The sequence below is a fragment of the Treponema lecithinolyticum ATCC 700332 genome, from assembly GCA_000468055.1.
Taxonomy (GTDB): Bacteria; Spirochaetota; Spirochaetia; order Treponematales; family Treponemataceae; genus Treponema_C; species Treponema_C lecithinolyticum.
On sequence record KI260564.1, the window covers coordinates 176,172 to 198,867 of the forward strand.

The 22,696-nt window shown below is 44.3% G+C and carries 16 protein-coding genes; 7 read left to right on the forward strand and 9 right to left on the reverse strand.

What is annotated here, in order from left to right; all coding sequences use genetic code 11:
• Nucleotides 1-115: 115 nt before the first annotated feature.
• Complete coding sequence (locus HMPREF9193_RS05385; RefSeq protein ID WP_021687071.1) at nucleotides 116-1,813, forward strand: DEAD/DEAH box helicase; 1,698 nt, start codon at nucleotides 116-118, stop codon at nucleotides 1,811-1,813.
• A 22-nt stretch (nucleotides 1,814-1,835) separates the two neighbouring features.
• Nucleotides 1,836-3,479 carry an ABC-F family ATP-binding cassette domain-containing protein gene (locus HMPREF9193_RS05390; RefSeq protein ID WP_021687072.1) on the forward strand — a complete coding sequence of 548 codons (1,644 nt, stop codon included), beginning with the start codon at nucleotides 1,836-1,838 and terminating at the stop codon, nucleotides 3,477-3,479.
• A 97-nt stretch (nucleotides 3,480-3,576) separates the two neighbouring features.
• Here the strand turns inward: HMPREF9193_RS05390 and HMPREF9193_RS05395 are convergent, their stop codons facing one another.
• Together HMPREF9193_RS05395 and gap are read right to left on the reverse strand one after the other, a co-directional pair.
• Complete coding sequence (locus HMPREF9193_RS05395; protein ID WP_021687073.1) at nucleotides 3,577-4,422, reverse strand: undecaprenyl-diphosphate phosphatase; 846 nt, start codon at nucleotides 4,420-4,422, stop codon at nucleotides 3,577-3,579.
• Nucleotides 4,423-4,486: 64 nt separating this feature from the next.
• Nucleotides 4,487-5,485 (reverse strand): type I glyceraldehyde-3-phosphate dehydrogenase, encoded by a 999-nt coding sequence (gap, locus tag HMPREF9193_RS05400; protein ID WP_021687074.1) that lies wholly within the window; start codon nucleotides 5,483-5,485, stop codon nucleotides 4,487-4,489.
• Between the two features lie 113 nt (nucleotides 5,486-5,598).
• Here gap and HMPREF9193_RS05405 point away from each other — a divergent pair, with 113 nt between their 5' ends.
• The 5 genes from HMPREF9193_RS05405 to HMPREF9193_RS10765 are packed head-to-tail and all read left to right on the forward strand — an operon-like array spanning nucleotide 5,599 to nucleotide 12,418.
• Nucleotides 5,599-6,945 (forward strand): YhjD/YihY/BrkB family envelope integrity protein, encoded by a 1,347-nt coding sequence (locus tag HMPREF9193_RS05405; protein ID WP_021687075.1) that lies wholly within the window; start codon nucleotides 5,599-5,601, stop codon nucleotides 6,943-6,945.
• Nucleotides 6,946-7,002: 57 nt separating this feature from the next.
• Nucleotides 7,003-9,018 carry an aconitate hydratase gene (locus tag HMPREF9193_RS05410; protein ID WP_021687076.1) on the forward strand — a complete coding sequence of 672 codons (2,016 nt, stop codon included), beginning with the start codon at nucleotides 7,003-7,005 and terminating at the stop codon, nucleotides 9,016-9,018.
• Between the two features lie 56 nt (nucleotides 9,019-9,074).
• On the forward strand, nucleotides 9,075-9,782 hold the full coding sequence (locus HMPREF9193_RS05415) for a late competence development ComFB family protein (protein ID WP_021687077.1): 708 nt from the start codon (nucleotides 9,075-9,077) through the stop codon (nucleotides 9,780-9,782).
• 25 nt (nucleotides 9,783-9,807) lie between these two features.
• Nucleotides 9,808-11,136: a branched-chain amino acid transport system II carrier protein gene (gene brnQ, locus HMPREF9193_RS05420; protein WP_021687078.1), complete on the forward strand. Its 1,329-nt coding sequence runs from the start codon at nucleotides 9,808-9,810 to the stop codon at nucleotides 11,134-11,136.
• The gene (locus HMPREF9193_RS10765) at nucleotides 11,123-12,418 is read left to right on the forward strand and encodes a nucleotidyl cyclase domain-containing protein (protein WP_021687079.1); all 1,296 of its coding nucleotides are present in this window, start codon (nucleotides 11,123-11,125) and stop codon (nucleotides 12,416-12,418) included. Before brnQ ends, HMPREF9193_RS10765 begins: the two co-directional genes overlap by 14 nt.
• 81 nt (nucleotides 12,419-12,499) lie before the next feature.
• Here the strand turns inward: HMPREF9193_RS10765 and HMPREF9193_RS05430 are convergent, their stop codons facing one another.
• The 7 genes from HMPREF9193_RS05430 to HMPREF9193_RS05460 are packed head-to-tail and all read right to left on the reverse strand — an operon-like array spanning nucleotide 12,500 to nucleotide 22,685.
• Nucleotides 12,500-13,177, reverse strand: coding sequence for a tetratricopeptide repeat protein (locus HMPREF9193_RS05430; protein WP_169720452.1), 678 nt, complete (start codon nucleotides 13,175-13,177; stop codon nucleotides 12,500-12,502).
• 2 nt (nucleotides 13,178-13,179) lie between these two features.
• Nucleotides 13,180-14,247, reverse strand: coding sequence for a uracil phosphoribosyltransferase (locus HMPREF9193_RS05435; protein WP_021687081.1), 1,068 nt, complete (start codon nucleotides 14,245-14,247; stop codon nucleotides 13,180-13,182).
• Between the two features lie 18 nt (nucleotides 14,248-14,265).
• Nucleotides 14,266-15,183, reverse strand: coding sequence for a hypothetical protein (locus HMPREF9193_RS05440; RefSeq protein WP_021687082.1), 918 nt, complete (start codon nucleotides 15,181-15,183; stop codon nucleotides 14,266-14,268).
• Entirely contained in the window at nucleotides 15,170-18,412 is a 3,243-nt protein-coding gene (gene ileS, locus HMPREF9193_RS05445; RefSeq protein WP_021687083.1) for an isoleucine--tRNA ligase, read from the reverse strand. Before ileS ends, HMPREF9193_RS05440 begins: the two co-directional genes overlap by 14 nt.
• Nucleotides 18,413-18,471: 59 nt before the next feature.
• Nucleotides 18,472-21,024: an ATP-dependent Clp protease ATP-binding subunit gene (locus tag HMPREF9193_RS05450; protein WP_021687084.1), complete on the reverse strand. Its 2,553-nt coding sequence runs from the start codon at nucleotides 21,022-21,024 to the stop codon at nucleotides 18,472-18,474.
• Nucleotides 21,025-21,037: 13 nt separating this feature from the next.
• On the reverse strand, nucleotides 21,038-22,144 hold the full coding sequence (locus tag HMPREF9193_RS05455; protein WP_021687085.1) for an ATP--guanido phosphotransferase: 1,107 nt from the start codon (nucleotides 22,142-22,144) through the stop codon (nucleotides 21,038-21,040).
• Nucleotides 22,137-22,685, reverse strand: coding sequence for a DNA helicase UvrBC (locus HMPREF9193_RS05460; RefSeq protein WP_211227771.1), 549 nt, complete (start codon nucleotides 22,683-22,685; stop codon nucleotides 22,137-22,139). The genes HMPREF9193_RS05455 and HMPREF9193_RS05460 overlap by 8 nt, the downstream gene beginning before the upstream one ends.
• Between the last annotated feature and the right edge of the window lie 11 nt (nucleotides 22,686-22,696).

A 22,696-nucleotide genomic window follows, 5' to 3' on the forward strand; every position in this document is an offset into this window, starting at 1 on the left:
TTGGTATCAGAGTACCGCCTATCCACCGGATTGTCAACTGCAAAAATCTTCATATTTATGCATAAAATATATGGCTTTACCCTTTAGTAAAATTATGTTAAACTAAGCGCACTATATGAATTTTAACGAATTACATTTGCACGAAAACCTGATGAAAGGAATTGAAAAAGCCGGATATATAACTTGTACAGCGGTGCAGGAAAAGGTTTTAACCGGCGCTTTTGAAGGCGCGGATTTATACGTGCAATCGCAGACCGGAACCGGTAAAACGGCTGCGTACTTAATTACAATTATTCAGCAAATGCTGAACTGCGAAAAAGGCAAAGCAAAAAAAGCACTTGTTATGGTACCTACACGGGAATTGGCGGTACAAGTTGAAGAAGAAGCGCATAAACTGATATCGGGAACCGATTTAAAAGCGGCAAGTTTTTACGGCGGTGTCGGTTATGCACGGCAAACAAGCGTGCTCAAAAAAGGCGTGGATATTTGCATAGGAACGCCCGGACGCGTTATCGATTTGCAAAAATCCGGGATTATGGATTTAAGCACTGTAGGCTTTTTAGTTGTTGATGAAGCCGACCGTATGTTTGATATGGGGTTTTATCCGGATTTACGCACGCTTATAAAGGTATTGCCGAAAACTGAAGCTCGGCAAACCATGCTGTTTAGCGCAACTTTAAACACCTATGTAAAAAATCTTGCATGGGAATACACGGACAACGCGCAGGAAATAACGATTGAAGCGGACAATATTACCGTAGACGAAATTGACCAATCTTTGCTGCACGTTTCGAGCAACGATAAAATCAAATTACTGTTGGGCATACTGCGCACGGAAAAACCGGAAAGCGTATTAATTTTTTGCAATACCAAACGCAGCTGCGAAATCGTTGCAAAAAGGCTTCGCATAAACGATATCCAAGCCGAATTTATTATCGGCGATTTACCGCAGTCCAAGCGCTTGCAAGTACTTGAATCTTTTAAAATCGGTTCCCTTACTTGCTTGGTTGCCACGGATGTTGCCGCACGCGGTATAGACGTAAACGACCTTGCTATGGTAGTTAATTTTGACGTACCTAATGAAGCGGAAAACTACGTGCACCGCATAGGACGCACTGCGCGTGCGGGAAAAACGGGAAAAGCCTACACTTTTTGCTCCGAACAAGACGTATACAATTTACCGGTAATCGAGCGGTATTTGGGATTTTCAGTCCCCTCTTCAGTAGCATTCGAAGATATGTTTTCGCAAGATAAAAGCGAGGGCATGTACATACGTACTGCAGTATACCGGGACGACAAGCCCTCCTCTTTTTCAAAACGCGACAACCGTCCGCGCTCTTCTTTTGTTGGTTCACGCAAACGCAAAGATAAAACGGATCGTGCTTCAAATGCTTCAAACGGTGAAAATGAACGATACACGGGTAAAAAGAAAAAGTATAAAAGCGGCACCGGTACGTACGATAGCCGAGACATCCGCGGCAGCGCACACAGCGGAGTGTACGGCAGCACAAAAACCGGAGAATCCGGCAAAACCTTTGCAAAGTCTTATACCGGCGGAAAATCGGGAAAAACGCAATCGTTTTCCGGCATGGAACGCTTATCATTTGAAGAGCGCATGAAACTGTACCGCGAAAAATACGGTTCATCATCAAACACACAAACACAAAGCGGATCGGCAAAAAAAGGAAAACAAAAAAAACGCCGGGAAGAGCGCTTTTACGTTCAGCAAAAACATTCTAATTCCGCACAAGCACCAACTCAACAACGCAAAGGTTTATTTGCAGCAATAAAACGATTTTTCGGAAAAAAATAAAAATAAGAGTTAAGAGTAATTTATGTTAACAGTAAGCGATGTCAGTTTAAAATTTGCAGACAGATCTCTTTTTAAAGATGTCAATCTTAAATTTACGCCGGGTAATTGCTACGGTATAATCGGCGCAAACGGAGCGGGAAAATCCACGTTTCTTAAAATTCTTTCGGGTGAACTCGAACACGATTCGGGCACTATCAGTATCGGAACCGGAGAGCGCATGGCAGTGTTAAAACAAGACCACTTTGCTTTTGACGAATACTCGGTAAAAGATACGGTAATGACCGGATACCCAAAACTATACGAATGCGCAAAAGCGCGCGAAGCTATATACGAAAAACCGGACTTTACGGAAGAAGACGGTATCCGTGCCAGCGAACTCGAAAGCGAATTTGCGGAAATGGGCGGATGGGAAGCTGAAAATCAAATTGAACAAATGTTGTCAGGTTTGGGAGTTGATGAAGAATATCATAACCGCATGATGAGCGAGCTGGACGAAAGCCAAAAAGTGCGCGTATTGCTTGCACAAGCTTTGTTCGGCGAGCCGGATATTTTGCTTTTGGACGAACCGACCAACGGTTTGGATCTGGAGTCGATAAACTGGCTCGAAGAATTTTTGATCGATTTTCCGAACACGGTTATCGTCGTCAGTCACGACCGTCACTTTTTGAATGCAGTATGCACATACATTTGCGACATCGATTACGGAAAAATCAGTCAGTTTACGGGTAACTACGATTTTTGGTATCAAATGAGTCAAATCATGCAGCGCCAAGCAAAGGATCAAGCAAAAAAACGCGAAGAAAAAATGAAAGATTTGCGCGAATTTATCCTGCGCTTTGCATCAAACGCGGCAAAAAGCAAACAAGCGACCAGCCGCAAAAAAATCTACGATAAACTTGCGCTCGAAGAATTGCAAGTTACCAGCCGAAAATTCCCCTATGTTAACTTTAAACCTTCGCGCGACATCGGCAACAATGTTTTACGTGCAGAAAAAATAAACTACACAAACGAAGGCATTACCCTGCTTAAAGACTTTAGCCTCATTGTAAATAAAACCGATAAAATAGCCTTTGTCGGTTTGGAGCACAAAGCAAAGTCGGCATTGTTTGACATTGTGACGGACACTATAAAAGCCGATTCGGGCGACGTATATTGGGGGCAAACTTGTACGTATGCTTATCTTTCCATAGATAATTCCGCATACTTCGATAATGATTTGAATATCACCGATTGGCTGCGCCAATACTCTCCCGAGCAAGACGATGCATATGTGCGCGGCTTTTTAGGACGCATGTTATTTAGCGGAGATGAATCGTTAAAATCGGTACGCGTATTATCCGGAGGCGAAAAAGTACGCTGTATGCTGGCAAAGCTTATGCTTTCCGGTGCAAACGTACTTATTTTGGACGAGCCGACTAACCATTTGGACTTGGAAGCGATTACCAGCTTAAACGAAGCGCTGACCGCCTTTAGCGGCGTTGTGCTGTTTAACAGCCACGACCACGAGTTTATCAGTTCGATTGCAAACCGCATAGTCGAAATTACACCCGGCGGCATCATCGACCGTATGATGAGCTTTGACGATTACCTTGCCGACGAGCAAGTAAAACAGCTTCGAAGCGACTTTTACAAAGACAGCGGTAAAAAGATAAAGTTTAATATATAGTACATCTTAGTACATCTAGGAAAAACTCGCTTTTGACGATTTTTCCTAGATTCTGCCGCTAAACGGCAGCTCGTAATTCATTGTGCCGCACCTTTCTTTACATAATTTTAAGCGCGAGTAAAACGGTAAAACCGAGTGCAATACGATACCAGCCGAACACTTTAAAATCGTGTTTTTTAATGTAGTTCATTAAAAACTTTACCGCAGCAAGCGAAACGGCAAAAGAAACGGTGCAGCCTGTCAGCAAAAGGAACGCTTCATTTGCGCTAAGAGAGCCGCCGTATTTTAAGAGTTTTAACAAACTTGAACCGAGCATAACGGGAACTGCCAAAAAAAACGTAAAGCCGGCAGCAGCAGTTCGCGACACGCCTATAAGCAATGCGCCGATAATCGTCGCGCCCGAACGGGACGTTCCTGGAATTATCGACAGCACTTGAAAAAGCCCTATGATAAAAGCTGTTTTATAATCGATTGCCGAAAGCTGTTCGATTCGGGCAGAACGTTTTTCGTTTATCCGTTCCACAACGATAAACAAAATGCCGTAAAAGATAAGCGCACATGAAATAACGACAGGCGTTTGCAAATGTGCTTCAATATAATCGCCGAAGAAAAAGACCGCCGTCGCGCCGGGTATACAGGCGATAATCGTTTTAAACCACAAAGCAAAAATATCTTTTTGTACGACGGTTTTTTGCTTGATATTTTTCTCGCCGAAGCGGAACGGAAACATGTCGTTCCAAAACAGTACTATAACGGCACACACGGCGGCAAGCTGTATAACGATAAAAAACAGCGATTTAAATTCAGCGCTCGATTTAAGCGGTAAAAAAGCATCCACCAAAAGCATATGTCCCGAACTACTTACCGGCAGCCATTCGGTTATGCCTTCAACAACGGCAATAATAAACGTTTTTATAATTTCAACAAAAAAAAGATATTCCATATAAACAAAAAGAGTGCCTAAAAACCGAACGTTTTAGACACTCCTTCCTTAAAGTACCTTTTGTTTATTTTGCAACAACGCGGACCATTTCGCACACTTTGTTCGAATAGCCCCATTCATTGTCGTACCATGACACTACTTTTACAAAAGTAGGATCAAGAGCAATACCGGCTTTTGCATCAAAAACGGACGTACGTGCTTCTCCGCGGAAATCGGTAGAAACAACGGCATCTTCGGTATAACCGAGTACACCTTTTAATTCGCCCTCGGAGGCCGCTTTCATCGCTTTGCAAATATCGTCGTAGGAAGCATCTTTGTTCAATTCAACCGTCAAGTCTACAACCGAAACATCGGAAGTCGGCACGCGCATAGACATACCGGTTAATTTACCGTTTAAGTCGGGAAGAACTTTTCCTACCGCTTTTGCAGCACCGGTTGAAGAAGGAATAATGTTTTCAAGAATACCGCGTCCGCCTCTCCAGTCTTTTTTGGAAGGACCGTCGACAGTTTTTTGCGTTGCGGTAGCGGCGTGCACTGTAGTCATAAGACCGCGTTTAATGCCGAAAGAATCATGCAATACTTTTGCAAGAGGAGCCAAACAGTTGGTAGTGCAGGATGCATTGGAAATAATATCCTGACCGCTGTAAGTTTTGTGGTTTACACCGTATACAAACATCGGAGTGGAATCTTTTGACGGAGCCGACATAATTACTTTTTTTGCACCGGCGCTGATGTGTGCGCGGGCAAGTTCATCGGTAAGGAAAAAACCGGTAGATTCCACAACAACTTGGGCATCCACTTCGTTCCATTTTAAGTTTGCCGGATCTTTTTCCGCAGTAAGGCGAATTTTGTTTCCGTTGACAATCATATTGTTACCGTCAAGCTTTACGCTGCCGGAAAAATGACCATGCACGGAATCATATTTAAGCATATACGCAAGATAATCCGGATCGAGAAGGTCGTTAATACCTACAATCTGAATATCATTTGCGAAATTTTCAACAGCCGCACGGAACACCATCCGTCCGATACGACCAAACCCATTGATTCCTACTTTAATCATAAAGGGCACTCCTGTGTCTATAAAATTCTATCCTAATAATAGAGAAATCTCGCATAAAAGTCAAGAACAGCAGTACTTCTTGACAACTGTCGTTTTGGGGCTATACTGAACGTATGAAACCTAAAAAACGTTCGTTTTTAACGGTGCTGCAATCGTTTTTTTTCACTTTTACGCTATACTTTCAAAACAATTTACATTTGTACGCACTTTCGTGTGCGTTCGGTTTTTTATACTCGCTCATTCCGACCGTCATCATGGTAACCGCCGTTTTAATACGGATTTTGCACACATCGCCTGAAATGCTGTACCGCTTACTGCACAATGCGGAAAAATGGATAGACACGGAAAACCTTGCTTATTTTGAAAACCATTTTTTAACTTCGGGAAAGCCCGTTTTGTTCGAAATCGTTACCGGTATTACAGTATTTTTTTTAGCGTTGCGGTTTTTCGGAACGGTTATGCAATCTGTGCGTTCAATATTCCACGGCTCTTCCAAAGCGCGCCCCCTAGTCGCCCAACTGCTCAGCATCGCAGGTGAAGTTATACTGGTTATGGTAACGGCAGCCTTTACCTTTGTTTTAAGCGCATTCAAATCTTTTTTTTACACTGTCCGTCTCGGCGGCACGGCAAATCTGCCTTTGTTTTTTCCGTTTTTTAATGAGGGATTTACCGCCCTTTTACCGCTATTGTTTAACACAGTACCGTACTTTTTGCTGTGCCTGTTCAGCGCTACCTCATTCCGTTTTGCTTCGGGCACCAAACCCGAATTTAAGCTGTGTTTTGCCGCCGCTTTTTTGTGTTCGCTGCTTTTTGCTGCAGTCGTATATGCATTTTCTTTATTTATGAACACGGCACAATACAATTTAATTTACGGTTTTTTAGGCAATCTTATGATAATGCTTTTGGAAGTTTCCGTATTTTTTTCGCTGTTTTTGTTTTTTGCCCAATATGTATATGTTTTGCAATTTTTCGATTCCTTGCTGCTTGCGGAACTGTACCTTTTACCTGCACGAAACGAAACTTCACTTATGCAAAACATCCGCCGTATGCTGTTCATACGTGCCGACCGTTTTTTACCGCAGCAAAAGCCGTCTTATTCCGCAAAACATAATAAAACGGAAAACGAAGAGCGCCCCGCTTTTGAAGAATACCGTGCCGGCGCTTTGATTTTTTGTGAAGGCGATGAAGGTACCGACGTATACTACCTTGCACAAGGTTCGGTTGAACTCGTGCGTAAAAACAATATAAGCTATCTTGAACAAGGCAGTTTTTTCGGTCAATTGAATTCGCTGCTTAACGAAAAACGCGATGCAAGCGCACGTGCCGTTACCGATGTGCAATTGCTTAAAATCGGCACACACCGTTTTAACGAACTTTTAAACCGCAATCCCGAAGCGGTACGTAAAACAATGAATATGGTTGCAGATCGTTTAAAAACTCAAAAATCCGTAGACGTTTGATATCAAAAAAGATACAATACCAAACAGCACACACAGCAGAAAAACTACGGAGAAACTATGGCACTTACGTTAACCGAAAAAATCATACAAAATCATATTGTACAAAAAGCATGTTCCGACACAAACTTTGTAAAAGGCAAACCTATACCGCCTTTGTCCCACATTGCCCTGCGTATAGACCAAACACTTACGCAAGATGCAACCGGCACTATGACTTATTTGCAATTTGAAACAATCGGTATTCCGCGCGTTAAAACAGAACTTTCCGTTTCCTACATAGACCACAACACGCTGCAAACCGATTTTAAAAATATGGACGATCACCGCTATTTGCAAAGCGCGGCGGCAAAATACGGCTTGTGGTTTTCGCGCGCGGGTAACGGCATTTGCCACCAAGTACACTTGGAAAAATTCGGCATTCCCGGCAAAACCCTGCTCGGCTCCGATTCTCACACCCCCACCGCAGGCGGTTTGGGTATGCTTGCCATAGGAGCCGGCGGTTTGGACGTAGCCGTTGCAATGGCAGGAGGCGCTTTTCATCTTGCCATGCCCAAAGTAATCGGCGTGCGCTTAAGCGGAAAACTAAGAGCGGGAGTCGGCGCAAAAGATATTATCCTTGAAGTACTGCGATGCGAAAGCGTAAAAGGCGGTGTCGGCGCCGTATACGAGTATTTCGGAGAAGGCGTTGCTTCGCTTACGGTACCGCAAAGGGCAACCGTTACAAACATGGGTGCGGAATTAGGCGCTACGTGCAGCATATTTCCCTCCGACGAAGCAACAAAACGCTACCTTGAGCTTATGGGCAGAGTAGATGTATGGCAGCCGCTTGCAGCCGACGAGGATGCCGTATACGATAAAATTATAGACATACGCTTGGATGAATTGACTTCTCTTGCCGCATGTCCCCACTCACCCGATGCGGTGCAAAGCGTCGCTTCCCTTGCAGGAAAACCGGTACAGCAAGTGGTTATCGGTTCGTGTACAAATTCTTCGCTCGACGATTTGGCGCAAGCGGCTGCCATTGTAAAAGGTAAACACATAGCAGAGGGAGTTGAAGCGGGTATAGCGCCGGGAAGCCGCAACGTTTTATTGACGGCAGCAAAAACCGGTATTTTAACCGATCTTATTGAAGCGGGTTTTCGCATATTGGAAAGCGCATGCGGTCCTTGTTTGGGACAAGGTTTTGCCCCCTGCTCAGGCGGAGTCAGTTTGCGCACGTTTAACCGCAACTTTAAAGGCAGAAGCGGAACGGCAGACGCACAAGTATACCTGGTATCACCTGAAACGGCGGCGGCAAGTGCAGTAACCGGCGTTATAACCGAACCGGAAAGCATTGCCGAAAGCCGCAGTAGTCTTTTATATGCAAGCGCTGTACGTGATATTATAGAGCAAACGGCAAAAAACGACAGTATGTTTATTGCACCGCTTTCGGCTGAAGAAGCGCAGCACGTTGAAATTATCCGCGGTCCGAACATAAAAAGCTGCCCGCACGCTGCCGCCGTACAAAACCGGTTGGAACTTCCGCTTATACTCAAAGCCGGCGACAATATATCTACCGACGATATACTGCCTGCCGGAGCAAAAATGCTTCCGCTGCGCTCAAATATTCCGGCAATAGCTGAATTCACCCTTGAGCGCATAGACCCCGATTTTTACCGCAATGCAAAACAAGTGCAAAGCGAAGGAAAAGACGGCTGTATTATTGTCGCCGGCGAAAACTACGGGCAAGGTTCATCGCGCGAACACGCGGCACTTGCTCCCATGTATTTGGGCGTACGTGCCGTATTGGCAAAATCTTTTGCCCGCATACACCGTGCAAATCTTATTAACTACGGCATTTTACCGCTCGTTTTTAAGCAAAATAAAGACTACGACACACTCGAAAAAGGCGACACTTTAATTTTGGACGGCATTAACACAGTGATGCAAAACGCAAGCGATTTTACCGTTTTATGCAAAAAAGCAAACGGCACACAGTACAGTTTTGGCGTTTCGCACGGCTTAGACAAACGTTCGCGCGATATTTTGCTTTCAGGCGGGCTTGCACTGTACACGGCGAATGGCGGTCAATAACAAAAAGCGTCCGGCGAGCATTGCAAATAATAAAAACTTGATATATACTCATTAGTATGAACATACATAATATTTTTGAAGAACAAGTTCTTTTACGCGTCGGCGACACGTATGAACAGTTAAAAAAAATCAATACGCCGTGGCTTACCTGCGATTGCAAACAGTGCAGGCTCGACACTGCCGCTTATGTTCTAAATAAAATTCCGCCTAAATATATTGTTTCCGGACGCGGTTTAACGCATTCGGCTTCAGATGCAAACATACAATTAGCCGCCGATATGGACACTTTAATCCTTGACGGCATGAAAAGAGTTGCTTCAACTGCGCGCCCCTTTCACACAAAAAACGAGCAAGTGGCAAATGAAGCGGAACAAACCGAAAAGGGGCCCGTTTTTAATTTTCCTGCTTTTATCGGTTTTGTATACAACGGGCTTACTTTCGAACCGATTCAAGGTGCACTTATAAAACTGCTGCACAACGGCAAAAGTGCGATTATGGCGGATCATACATGGACAAACCCCGTCGTCTCCAACATACATACAAAAGGCGCATATAGTTTTTGGGTAAAACCGGAAAAAGCGCAAAAATTAAACGAAATAAAAACGTTTTATTTTAAAATCGAAATTACGTGTGACGGTTATGAAAAAACCGAATACGCATTTGATTTGCCGCTTAACAGCTGTGAAAGTGTGGAAACAAAGCCTAACACTACGTATTCGGTAAAACTGCAGGATTTGTATTTATTTCCGCAGCGCAGCATTTAAAATACAGTTTTAATTGGGGAATTCGATGACAAAGCAATTTTCAATGCGCAATCTTATCGCAATCGCTTTAATGCTGTTTTCTTTATTTTTCGGCGCAGGCAATTTGATTTTTCCCCCGATGGTAGGAAAACTTGCCGGAACCGGTTTATTACCCGCAATGCTGTTTTTTGCAATTACGGCGGTTATTTTGCCTGTTTTGGGCATGATGGCGGTTGCAAAAACAAAAGGTTTAACAAACCTCGGTAACCGGGTGGGAAATACGTTTTCACTTGTGTTTATTATTTTGGTATATATGTCCATAGGTCCCTTTTTAGCCATACCGCGCGCAGGTTCGGTTCCTTTTGAAATGGCAATCGCCCCTTACCTGCCCGGCTCTTTTTCGCGCCCGCTTGCTTTAGCGATATACACAGTCGTTTTTTTTGCCTTTGCTTGCGCTATAAGCGTTATGAACAGTAAATCCGTAGAAAAAATAATGGGAGACATTTTAACTCCCGTACTGCTTGCCATGCTGATTTTGCTGTTTGCCGCTTCGCTGTTTAAAAATATGCCTGCATACGGTATGCCCATCGGAGAATATGCACTTAATCCGCTGAGTAAAGCCTTTATAGACGGCTATTTAACCATGGACACCCTTGCGGCGCTAAACTTCGGTCTTGTTATAAGCGTTGCAATTGAAGCATACGGCATAACGGACGAAAAAAAAGCTTTAGGTATAAACATAAAAATAAGCCTTTTAGCAGGTATTATTTTATTTTTAATTTACCTTATGCTTGCCGACATCGGTGCAAAAAGTGCCGCATTATTTCCCGATACAACAAACGGCGCTCAAATATTAGTGCTCGTTTCAAATTACCTGTTCGGCAAATTTGGAGCGATTATCCTTGCGCTTATTTTTACTCTTGCTTGTTTAACCACATGCGTAGGTTTGCTCGCTTCAATAAGCCGCTATTTTTCAACTTTGGTACCGAGCATATCTTACCGTAAATGGGTTGTGCTTTGGACGCTCATCAGTTTGCTTTTGGCAAACAAAGGACTCGACGGTATTTTAAAATACAATATCCCCGTTTTAACCGCTTTGTATCCAGTTTCCATTGTATTGATTGTCTTAGCTTTATCCGAAAAATTTGTGGGAAAAAGTCCGCTTATGTACCGCTGCACGGTATACGTAACTGCTTTTATCAGCGCCGTAAACGCACTGGAACAATTCGGTTTAACCATTCCCTTTATCAGCTCCCTTGTACAAAAACTGCCGTTGTATGCAGCCGGTTTAAGCTGGGTTATTCCCGCTCTTATTGTGTTTGCAATTACGTGCTGTATCGGAAAAATTACCGGAGACCCCTATGAACAAAAATGAAAAAAGTATACGTATATTTTCTGCGCTTATTTTAACGGCATTTGCCGCAGCCGTTTTATATTTTGCAGGTTCGATTGTTTTTGCTTTAAAGCAAGGACCTGAGCGGGCAGAACGGGATTTTATAAAATTAAGCGATCAAATCAATTCCGACGCCGATTCTTTAAACCGCTACCAAGCATCTGAACATAAATACATTGCAGCTTTTATAATTTATTCTCAACAAAACACGCTTTTTGCCTATCCGGCATCTTCAAACTTAATACAAACCGATACGGCAGGAACTCCGATATTACGTAATTCTTCACCGTTTATAAAAATATTTAATACTTCGCTAAGCGTGTCTCAAATGCCGAATACCGTGCTTAGCGCGGCAATATACACGCTGCACCCCTCGGATATTTACAATCCGGCACGGATTTCGTTTTTAGCCGTACTTGTGTGCACGCTTGCAGTTTTTACCGTACTTGTGTATTACGCAGCTTCAGCAAAAACAAGTGCATCAGACACCGAAAACACAAGCGAAAAAATCATACCCGACTACTCTATACAAAGCGAAGATATCGATTTTAACGCAGCATCCGATTATAACGGCATAGCTGAATATGATACGGAAAATATGTATGACGAAGCTGAACAGAGTATGGCTGTACAAAACAGCTTACCGTCTTTTGCCGAACCGGATTTACCCTTGCAGCCTGAAATGGAATACGAAGAAAAAACGGGAACTGAAGCTCAACCGCAAGCCCATAATTCCGAACCTTTTGCAGATCCTATGGGATTGTTTTCTCCTGCAACGGGTGTAGGATGGGAGTCGTATTTGGAAACAAGGCTTGATGCGGAATTGGTACGCTCTTCTTCTTCGGAGCAGGATTTGGCACTTATTTTACTGCGTATACGCGGCAGCGAACAGCGGCCCGACATATTGGCAAAAGCGGCGGCAATTTTAATAGAAATCTTTAAATTCCGCGATTTTGTATTTGAATATAAAAAAGACGGCTTTGCCGGTATTTTGCTTAATATGAACTTAGATCAAGCTATGGTATTGGCAGAAACACTGTATACCCGCTTATGCGATTTGCTTAAAAACGAATATATGGATGAAAAACCTGCAATCGGTATTTCTACAAAATCGCTTCGCCTTTTACCCGGCAGCCGCTTGCTTACCGAAGCCGCCCAAGCGCTTGAAAAAGCTTTGTGCGAAAAAGATATGCCCATCGTTGCATTTAGGGTAAATCCGGACAAATACCGCCGCTTTGTAGCCGAATCCGGCACGGACATGTAACACTCCGGCACGTTCGTCCGCAGACCGCATAAAACCGGCGCGCGCCAGCGCGTTAACCGGATGCGGCGCAGCTTTTTTGCTTTAGTTATTGAGCGCCCGTGCAGGTACGCTTTGCCGCTCGCCTGCGCTGCGCAGTTCGTTTTGTCCGCCGCCGCTTGCGGATACTTTTTCTTTATTTATCGCTTTTTCCAAATCGGCAATACCGGATTCGCCGGGGTATTGTTTTGTATATGCGAGCAGCACTTCTTTTGCTTGCTCGGTTTTATCCAAAGCAGCCGAAACGAGTATATAGTTTACGCAAATATCTTTATCATACGGATATTCGGCGTACAAAGCGGCGTACAATGTTTCCGCTTTAAGTAAATCACCTTTTTGACCGTATATCCATGCTATCGATTTTTTTAAAATAAGGTTTTTATCGTCAAGCTTGGCAAGCGCTTGATATTCTTTAAGCGCTTCGTCCCAGTTTTTTGCAAGAGCGCTGTTCCGCGCTATTTTAAAACGCAATTCCGTATCGCTTTTTATTCCCGTAGCAGCCGCTTTTTTGTACAATTCCACTGCTTTATCGTGTTTTCCCAATTCCGCGTATAAATCTGCAAGCAGATAGTATTCGGCGCCCAAATCCGCAATAGCCGACGGCGCCGAATACGCTTTGCGCACCGAAGATGCCGGCGAAACCGAAGAACAGGATAAAAAAAACACGGCACTCATGCATACAGCAAAAGCGGCGCATCTGCGGCGCACACGGATATACAGCATCATTAGCGGTCTAAAACCGTTTGTTCGATTTTACGCAATTGCGAGCGGTACAAGCCTGCAATATTCGAACCGTAGTCGGCTATAAGCTGCATAATATTGCGCGGTGCATTTTCGGTATCGGTACCGTTTAAGCGGTCGCCGGCATCGCCTAAGCCGGGCATAATATACGCGGCGCTGTTTAACACCGGGTCCATCCACAGCGTATAGCACGTACAGTTTTCCAAAGCGCGCACTACACGCAAACTGCCTTTAAGGGCGGCAATTACGTTAAAAAACTTTATTGAACGCGGCTTTATGTTTTGCTCCAAAAGGTATTTAACAATAGTAACCAAAGAGCCGCCGGTTGCGTTCATCGGGTCAGCAAAAATAAGGTCTTTACCGTCCATTTCTTCAAGGTTAAAAAAGGATTTATCCAAATCGAGTATATATTCCATGTCGGATTCAAGTTTAGATTCATCTCTTTTAATTTTAAACAGCGCAAAGGGCGTAACATAGCCGTGCGAAGAGTATTCTTCTATTTCTTTAGACATAATCATCGACGGAAGCAAAGCTCCGCGAAGCATTACGCACATAACCGAATTTTCAATTTTAAAATCGATATCCGGAATTTTATGAACCGAATAGTTTTGCACGGGCGCGCTCACCGGCGTTTTTACTACCAAATAGTTTTTGTGATCCGTTTTATCGCAGGCAAACGCCATACGGAACAGCATTTCGTACGCCCGCTGGCAATAATATACGAATTCGTTGTGCCCCGTTTTAATATCGCGAAGCTTTGCAATAACGCGGGAAGCTTCGGCATGGGCTGAAGGCTCGGTTTCAAACGAAAAAACTTTTAACGCAGGCACTTCTGTACATATTTCCTGCATTAAGTGTCCCATTTCGTTAAACACATCGATTACTTTTTTTTCTTCGTTTGCAATGGATGAACTAAAGCCTCCTGCGGAAATCAAACTAAAAGAAGTTAAAGCACGCTCGTACATAGCGTCCATGCGCGCCAAATAATCCTGATCTTTTTCGGTTAAATATCCGTCCAAAGCTTCCGCTTTTAATATAACTTTTGAATTCATGTGTGCAACGCCCTCCCGTTATTTTTTTTGTATAAATCCTGCAAAAAGCGAAGGTTCTACAACCAAATTGTCGATTTCCAATATATTGCCCGCTTGTTCGCTCACTTTAAGATTTGTTCCCAAAACGGCAAAACGGAACAGCTTTGCAGCAATTTTTGAAGCGCGCTCATCGCTCATTTGTAATCGCATATGTAAAAGCGCATAATCGTTTTTATACGGTTGTACCGTTCCTACGGCAAATTCGATTGCCAAAGTAATGGGAGCCCCTGCCATTGCGGGAAGCAGTGTTCCCGCTTCGCTCATATAAAACGCAGCTTTTTCCGGCTCGTTGAGTAAACTGCGTACCGGAACCGGATTACCTTGTTCATCGTTTAAAGACGGCCAATTAAGCGCGAGCTCCGTTTTTTCCGTAAAAATGCGGCTGTATTTTTTTTGCATAGGAAAAACGGCTTTGTTTGAAATAAAAATATGGGCGGAATCGGGGTTTGCCGCTTCAATACCATACTGCCAGTTTTTGTGCGGGTATACCTTATCTTTTTCCGTTTGAAACTCATTTGTCCAGCCGTTTTTTTTGCTTAACGCCGCAGTAAAAAATAAAGCAGGGTACGAGCCTTCTGCCGCAAGCTGAAAAAGTACATCGGTTTTTCCCTTGTCTTTTTGCTGCACAAAAAAAGCTGCGTACAACACAGACGTGCGCTTCATTAACTTTTGTAACGAGCGCGCATCCAGCGAAGGAAGCCATGCGCGGGCTAGCGCCGATACAAACGCTTCGTTTGAACGGACCGGTATACGAAGGTACAAATCGGCATCGCTGTCAAACAAAGTAAACATATCCGCAGCCGGTGCTGCAGGAACGGTTTTACAGGAAACCGTATACAGCACCAAAAACAAAACGCAAAGGGCGGCAATACATAAAAGGCTATTATGCTTTTTCAACAAGCGCCTCCCAGCTAAGCGTACCGGCTTCAATACAAGATGCACCGCTCAAGCAGTCTTTCCATTGAGCTTGCACGGCAAGCGTTTCGGCTACGATATAATCATTAAACATATCAAAAGCTTTTTTCAGTTCAGCCGTTTTATCTGTACTTGCAGCAGCGTTTGATGCGCTTACGGTCAGTTTTATGCGGTCGGTTACTTCAAGTCCTTTTTCTTTGCGCAAACTTTGTACGCCGCGCACTAAATCGCGCACATAGCCTTCCAACTTTAATTCTTCGGTAATTTCCGAATCCAAAGCAACGGTAAGTGTTCCTTCATTAACAACTTTTAAGCTTGCTTTTTCCAGCCGCTCTACGATTATTTTGTCTTTTGTCAACTCAACCGTTTTACCGTCCACATCTATACTCAGCACGGCGCCGTCCAACAGCGATTGAATTGCCTGTTGATCTATATTTTCGATAATGGAAGACGCTTTTTTCATAAGCGCTCCGAGCTCTTTACCGAGCGTGCGGAAATTCGCTTTAGCTTTGTATTCAACCAATTCATCTTCGCGCTCGTGAAACACCACTTTTTTTACGTTCAGCTCTTCACGGATTGATTCTTCCATAGACAAAAGTACGGTTTTTTCTTCCGTGCTGCGTGTAACGAATTCCACGCTTTTAAGCGGCTGCCTGATTTTAAGATTATATTGGTAGCGCAAAGAACGTCCCATGGAAACCGCTTTTTGTACGGTTGCCATTTTAAACTCCAGTTCGCCGTCGCGTTTTGAAGCGTCGTATACCGGATAATCGGCTAAGTGAACCGAAAGCGGGTCGTTTTCGCTTTTTAAATTTTGCCACATAGCTTCGGTTATAAACGGAATAAAAGGAGAAGCGGCAAGCACAAAGGTTTTTAGCGCACAATACAAAGCTTCGTATGCTTCAAGTTTATCCGCATCGTTTTCACTTTTCCAAAAGCGGCGGCGGCTTCTTCTGATGTACCAATTATTTAACTGGTCGATAAAGGCTACCAGAGGATCTATAGCTGCCGACAAATCGTACACATCCATCGCTTCGGTTACGTCCTTTACCAGCTTTTGTGTAATCGATAAAATCCAGCGGTCGAGCGGATTTACCGGCTGTTTGCCGTTAAAAGCGGTACCGCTAGCTTGAATTTTATCGATATTGGCATAGGTTATAAAAAAGCTGTACGAGTTCCACAAGGGAATAAGTATGCCTTTAAGCACATCCCTTACCCCTTCATCCGAATACTTAAGGTCGTCCGCTTTTACCGCCGACGAATGTATTAAAAACAAACGGACGGCATCCGCTCCGAATTGGTTTATAACGTCGGCAGGGTCGGTATAGTTGCGTAAACTTTTGGACATCTTTTTACCGTCGGAAGCTAAAATAAGACCGTTAACGATGCAGTTTTTAAAAGCCGGTTTGTCGAACAACGCCGCCGCCAAAACGGTTAACGTATAAAACCAGCCGCGCGTTTGATCCAAACCTTCGGATATAAAATCTGCGGGAAAATGGTTTTCAAAGTATTCTTTATTTTCAAACGGATAGTGATTTTGCGCATACGGCATAGACCCCGATTCAAACCAACAGTCGAGAACTTCAGGTATACGCTTCATTGTTTTTCCGCACGAACAGGGAATGGTAATTTTATCCACAAAGTGTTTGTGTAAATCTTCAGGATATACACCCGAAAGCTCTTTTAATTCGTCGCGGCTTCCGACACAAATTGTTTTGCCGCAGTCCGGACATTTCCAAATGGGAAGCGGATTACCCCAATAACGGTTACGGCTTATAGCCCAATCGCGCGCTCCTTCAAGCCATTTACCGAAGCGTCCGTTTTTTATGTGTGCCGGCTGCCAGTCGATTTGCTCGTTTGCTTTTAAAAGTTCTGCACGGATCGATTCCACTTTTACAAACCAACTGCCTACGGCGCGGTAAATAAGCGGACTTGAACAACGCCAGCAGTGCGGATACGCGTGCAAAATTTGTTCGCGTTTTACCAGTTTTTTTTCGTTTTTTAAACGTTCGATAATATCTTTATCGCAGTCTTTAACAAAACGCCCCTGATATTCGCTTACTTCGGCTGTAAATTTGCATTCGCCGTCTACAGGACACACAACCGGAATTCCACTTCCTTTAAATAATTTATTGTCTTCTTCACCGAAACCGGGAGCCGTATGTACAATGCCGGTTCCGTCTTCGGTTGTTACAAAGTCTCCGATAAAAACGCGGAATGCGCCGATTGAAGCTATTGTTTGACTTTGCGCCGCGTTGCCGTCTTGCACAAATCCTTCTTTTGCCAAATGCGCAAAATAGGGAAAAAGCGGCTCGTAACGCATATCCTTTAATGCGCTTCCCTTTTTTTTCCATACGATTTTATATTCATCAGGATTTTTATAGTATGCGCTTAAACGGGATTCCGCCAAAATATAGCATTCTTCGCCGTCTTTAACTTTTACATAGTCGATATCGCTTCCCACTGCAAGACCAAGGTTTGACGGCAGCGTCCACGGAGTAGTCGTCCACGCTAAAAGGTAAGTTGCGCCGTTTGTGCAATCGCTGTCGCCTAAGCTTTGGGGAACATCCGTTACTTTAAAACGCACTGTTACGGCAGGATCGTGTACATCTTTATAGCCGCCCAAATTTAATTCGTGATTGGAAAGCACGGTTGCGCAGCGCGGACAATAGGGTAAAATATAGTGACCTTCATACAAAAGGCCTTTTTCCCACAAACGTTTCAGCACCCACCAAATGGACTCCATGTAGTCGGGGTTCATGGTTTTATAATCGTTATCGAAGTCAACCCAGCGTCCCAAACGGGTAACGGTATGCTTCCACTCTTTTACATAGCGCAAAACGCTGGCGCGGCACGCTTCGTTAAATTCGGCAACTCCGTATTTTTCTATATCGGTTTTACAATTAAGGTTAAGTTCTTTTTCTATAAGGTTTTCTACGGGCAGTCCATGGCAATCCCAGCCGAAACGCCGTTCGACTTTTTTACCTTTCATCGTTTGATATCGCGGAATAATATCTTTTATAGTACCGGGAATAAAATGACCGAAATGAGGCAAACCCGTAGCAAAGGGCGGTCCGTCGTAAAAAACATATTCGCTGCAGCCTTCGCGCTGCTGCACGGATTTTTTAAACACATCGTTTTTTTCCCAAAAAGCGAGTATATCTTCTTCTTGTTTTGAAAAATCTACCTTGGGATCAACCGGTTTATACAAAATACAGCCTCTCTGATAAAAGTGTAGAAACCGATTGTAGCGTAAAACCCAAAAAAATTCTAGTGCAGCACGTGTTCTTGCGTTGTTTCAAGCAATCCGTGCACGCTGTCCGATTCGCCGATATGAGCTGCTTTTTGTATGCGTAAGCACAAAGACTCTTCGCCTTTGCTTTTTTTGCAATCGATAACAACGGTATCGCCTTCGCTGCATTCCGAAGCGATTATTTTTAAAGCAAGTACGTCTTCAATTTCGCGCTGAATTAAGCGTCGCATGGGGCGTGCACCGAAAGCCGGCTCGTAGCCGTGTTCGGAAAGAAAAGTGCGCGCTTTTGACGTAAGTTTTAGCCTTATGTGCTGTTCGCTTAAGCGCTGAGAAAATTCGGCAAGCTGAATGTCCAAAACGGCGGACACTTCGGCAGAGGATAAGGGCTTAAATACAACCGTATCGTCTATACGGTTTATCAATTCAGGGCTTAAAATCCGTTTTAATTCGTTAAGCGCATCCGCTTTTATGCTTTTATAGTCCATAATCGCAGCGCTTGCCGAAGAAAATCCCAAACGGTTTTCGTTCGAAATACTGCGCACACCGGCATTACTGGTCATAATAATAATGGTATTTCTAAAATTTACCGTATGTCCGAGACTGTCTTTTAATTCGCCTTCTTCCAAAACTTGGAGTAATAAGTTAAACACATCCGAATGGGCTTTTTCTATTTCATCGAGCAATACGATTGAATACGGATTGCGCCGCACTTTTTCAGTAAGCAAACCTCCGTCTTCGTAGCCAACATAGCCCGGAGGCGCTCCCACAAGGCGGCTGGAATTGTGTTTTTCCATGTAATCGCTCATATCTATGCGGATTAATGCGTCTTCCGAACCGAACAAAAACTTTGCAAGCGTTTTTGCCAAAAGTGTTTTTCCCACACCGGTAGGTCCTAAAAAAATAAAAGAGCCTAAAGGACGTTTTACCGAAGAAACTCCGGAGCGTGAACGGCGGACGGCAGAACACACAACGTTTACCGCTTCGTCTTGACCTACTACGTACTTGTGCAATTCATCTTCCATACGCATTAAACGCGAACTTTCCGAATCGCTTAACTGCTCAACCGGAATTCCGGTCATACCGGCTACCACCGTGCATACATCGCCGGTTTGTACGGTATTGCCGGCACCGGAGCGGCGGTTTTTACCGATGGTTTCAAGCTGACTGCGCAGCGCGCGCACTTGGTCTCGTATACCGGCAGCGCCCTCATAGTTTTGTTCCTGTACCATCCGCTGTTTTTCGTCGGTTAACAAAGCAATCCTTTTTTCTATTTGCGCCAATTCTTCAGGATGCGGATTGTCTTGTATTTTTTTCATTGCGCCGGTTTCGTCGAGCAAATCTATAGCCTTATCCGGCAAAAACCGGTCGGTTACGTAGCGGCGCGAAAAACGCACAATTGCATCGATAACGCCGTCTTCGTAAGTAACGCCGTGGAATTCTTCGTAGCGGCTTTTTAAGCCTTCAAGTATAGCCTTTGTTTGCTCATCGGTAGGCTCGCTTACTTGCACAATTTGAAAACGCCGCTCCAGCGCGGTATCGCGCTCAAAATATTTGCGGTATTCTTTAAGCGTAGTAGCACCTATACACTGTAGTTCACCGCGCGACAGTGCCGGTTTAAGCATATTTGACGCATCCATAGCGCCTTCCGCCCCGCCGGCTCCGATAACGGTATGCAATTCGTCTATAAACAAAATAATGTTTTTGGATTCGCGTATTTCTTTCATTATTTTTTTTAAGCGCTCTTCGAATTCGCCGCGGTACTTTGTTCCGGCTATAACCGAGCCTAAATCCAGCGTTAAAAGCTTTTTTCCCAAAAGCCCTGCCGGCACGCGCTCTTCTATAATGCAGCGCGCCAAACCTTCAACGATAGCCGTTTTGCCTACTCCCGGCTCTCCTACCAAAACGGGATTGTTTTTACACCGGCGCGACAAAATTTGAATGACGCGCGCTATCTCTTTATCTCTGCCGACTACCGGATCCAACGTGCCCATTTTAGCCGCTTCGGTTAAATCTCTGCTGAATTCGCGCAAAAGCGAAGAGCCTGCGCTTTGTTTTGCCGCACCGGACGAAAATCCTTGAACATGAGCGTGATGCGCCACCGGAATTTTATTGTCGTAAGCCGAAGAAGGAATTTGAACGGAAACGATTTCGACACTGCGGCGCACTTCTTCTATGCTTATACCCGCTTTTTGAAAAAAATGGCGGCATATACTTTGCTCTTCGCGGATACAGCCAAGCAAAAAATGTTCGGTTCCGATATAGTCGCGCCGCATAGAACGCGATTCAACCGCCGCTATGTCAAAAACGGTTTTTAGCCGCCGCGACGGCAGAATTTCGGCAAAAGCGGTGCCGGAAGTATGAAAAGGTATGCTTTGTTCGAGGGCAAGCTGAAAGGTAAGTAAATTTATTTTAAGGTACTGCAGTAAGGCAAAGCCCACGCTTGAAGCGCTTTTTACCATAGCAAGCAATAGGTGTTCCGGCAAAAGCTGATCGGCGCCGCTTTTTCTTCCTTCTTCTTGAGCATATATACCCAAAATTTTTTGTAAACGCGGCGAAAGACCTTTTATCATTTTTTTACCCCTTTTAACCGTGAATTTGCACGTGTTCGAGCGCTTCCTGCATAATCAGCGAGCGCAGCCTTTCGCACTGCAATTCGGGTGTGTTAACGTCGCTTTCGAATTTAAATCGTTCGTTCCGATTGATAAATTCAATATGCGCTTCGCGGGTGCGGTAAAACAAACCGAACAAACTTGCGTTTTCGATTCCCGATACAATTCCCGTATCGCAGCCCCATTTTATGCGGAACAAAAGGTCTACACAATCGCGTTCCGACAAAAAACGGCTGTATTTTACCGCAGCAATCGCTTTGTACACATAATCGCGCAAAACCGTCGGTTTAATATCGGCAGTTTTTTGCCTAAACATTCGTTCGGATTCAATCAGCGGTTTTATATTTTCTTTTAATTCCGAGATTTGCTCTGTTTCGCTGCCGGTAAAACAGCCTTTTCCGCTTATTTGATAGCAATCGCCTAAAACGGGCGAAAAAGCGTCTTCGTTTTGCAAACGCTGTCCGAAGCATGCAGACACTTCAAATCCTTTGGAATCGAGTAAGGAAAACGCGTTGTGCAAATCGCCCGTTTCGCGGTTAAAAAACGAAAGTGAGGGCAAATGCACAAATAAAGAAATTTTCATTCCCGTTCCGATATTGTGTACCGAAGCGCTTAAATAACCGAATTCAACCGAAGCTGCAAACTGCACTATATCCTGTAAACCGTCGTCGATGTGCTTAATCAGCGAATACAAAGAATCCGTGCTTAAGCCGGCACCGAAACAAGAAAGGCGCACGTGATCTTCGGCATTTACCGCACACACCAATTTGCCGTCGGTGCGCACTACAATTCCGGCAACGGGGCTGGCGCTTTGCTCTGCGGTAAGCACGCCGCGTTCAAACAGTATGCGCTGCCCCAACCTATCCAGTTTTTTTACGCTGAGCGCTTGATAACGCTCGGGGTTTTCCAAATGCGAAAAAGCATCGAATACCAGATTTTGTATGCGCTCCCCGTCGTCGCGGGTAAAACGGGAAGGAAAAGGAAAATTGGCAAAATTGCGTGCTAAGCGCAAACGGGTTGAAAGCACTACGTCGTTTTCAGGACCGCTTTCGTTATACCACGCGTCTGAGGGCTTATTCATCTCCCCCGTCCCCGTTTCCGGCTAAAGGAGCATTTGCTTCGTTAAAGCCCGTGTCGCTGCGGTTAAGTGAAGTGCCGCTAACTGCAGGACGCTCCAGCGTTTTTAGAAAATCGCGGTATTTTGCGGCTTTTTCGTAATCTTCGCACGCTAAGGATTCTTTTAATTTGCTTTGAATTGCCATGCGGTCGGTAAGCAGCGAACGGAAATAAGCCAGTTTTTTAGGCATAGAGCCGGTATACGGCAAATCCACGCCCTTTGCACCGAGCATAGAACGGATTTCGTCTTTAAACGCAGCATAGCATTCGGGGCATCCTGCATGAAGAGTTTTGCGGATTTCATCAATTCCGCGAGCGCACACCGGACACAGTTTTTTTTCGTAAGCCAAACCGTTTGCCAAACTGCTTAAATTCATGCTGATTTTTTCTCCCGCCGCTTCTATAACACCTTGTTCCCGTGCGCACGCTTCACATAAATGAACTTCTTTTTTTCCGTTTATGCTCAATTGCTGAATAAAAATAACGGCTTCGCGCTGTGCGCACATATCACAAAGCA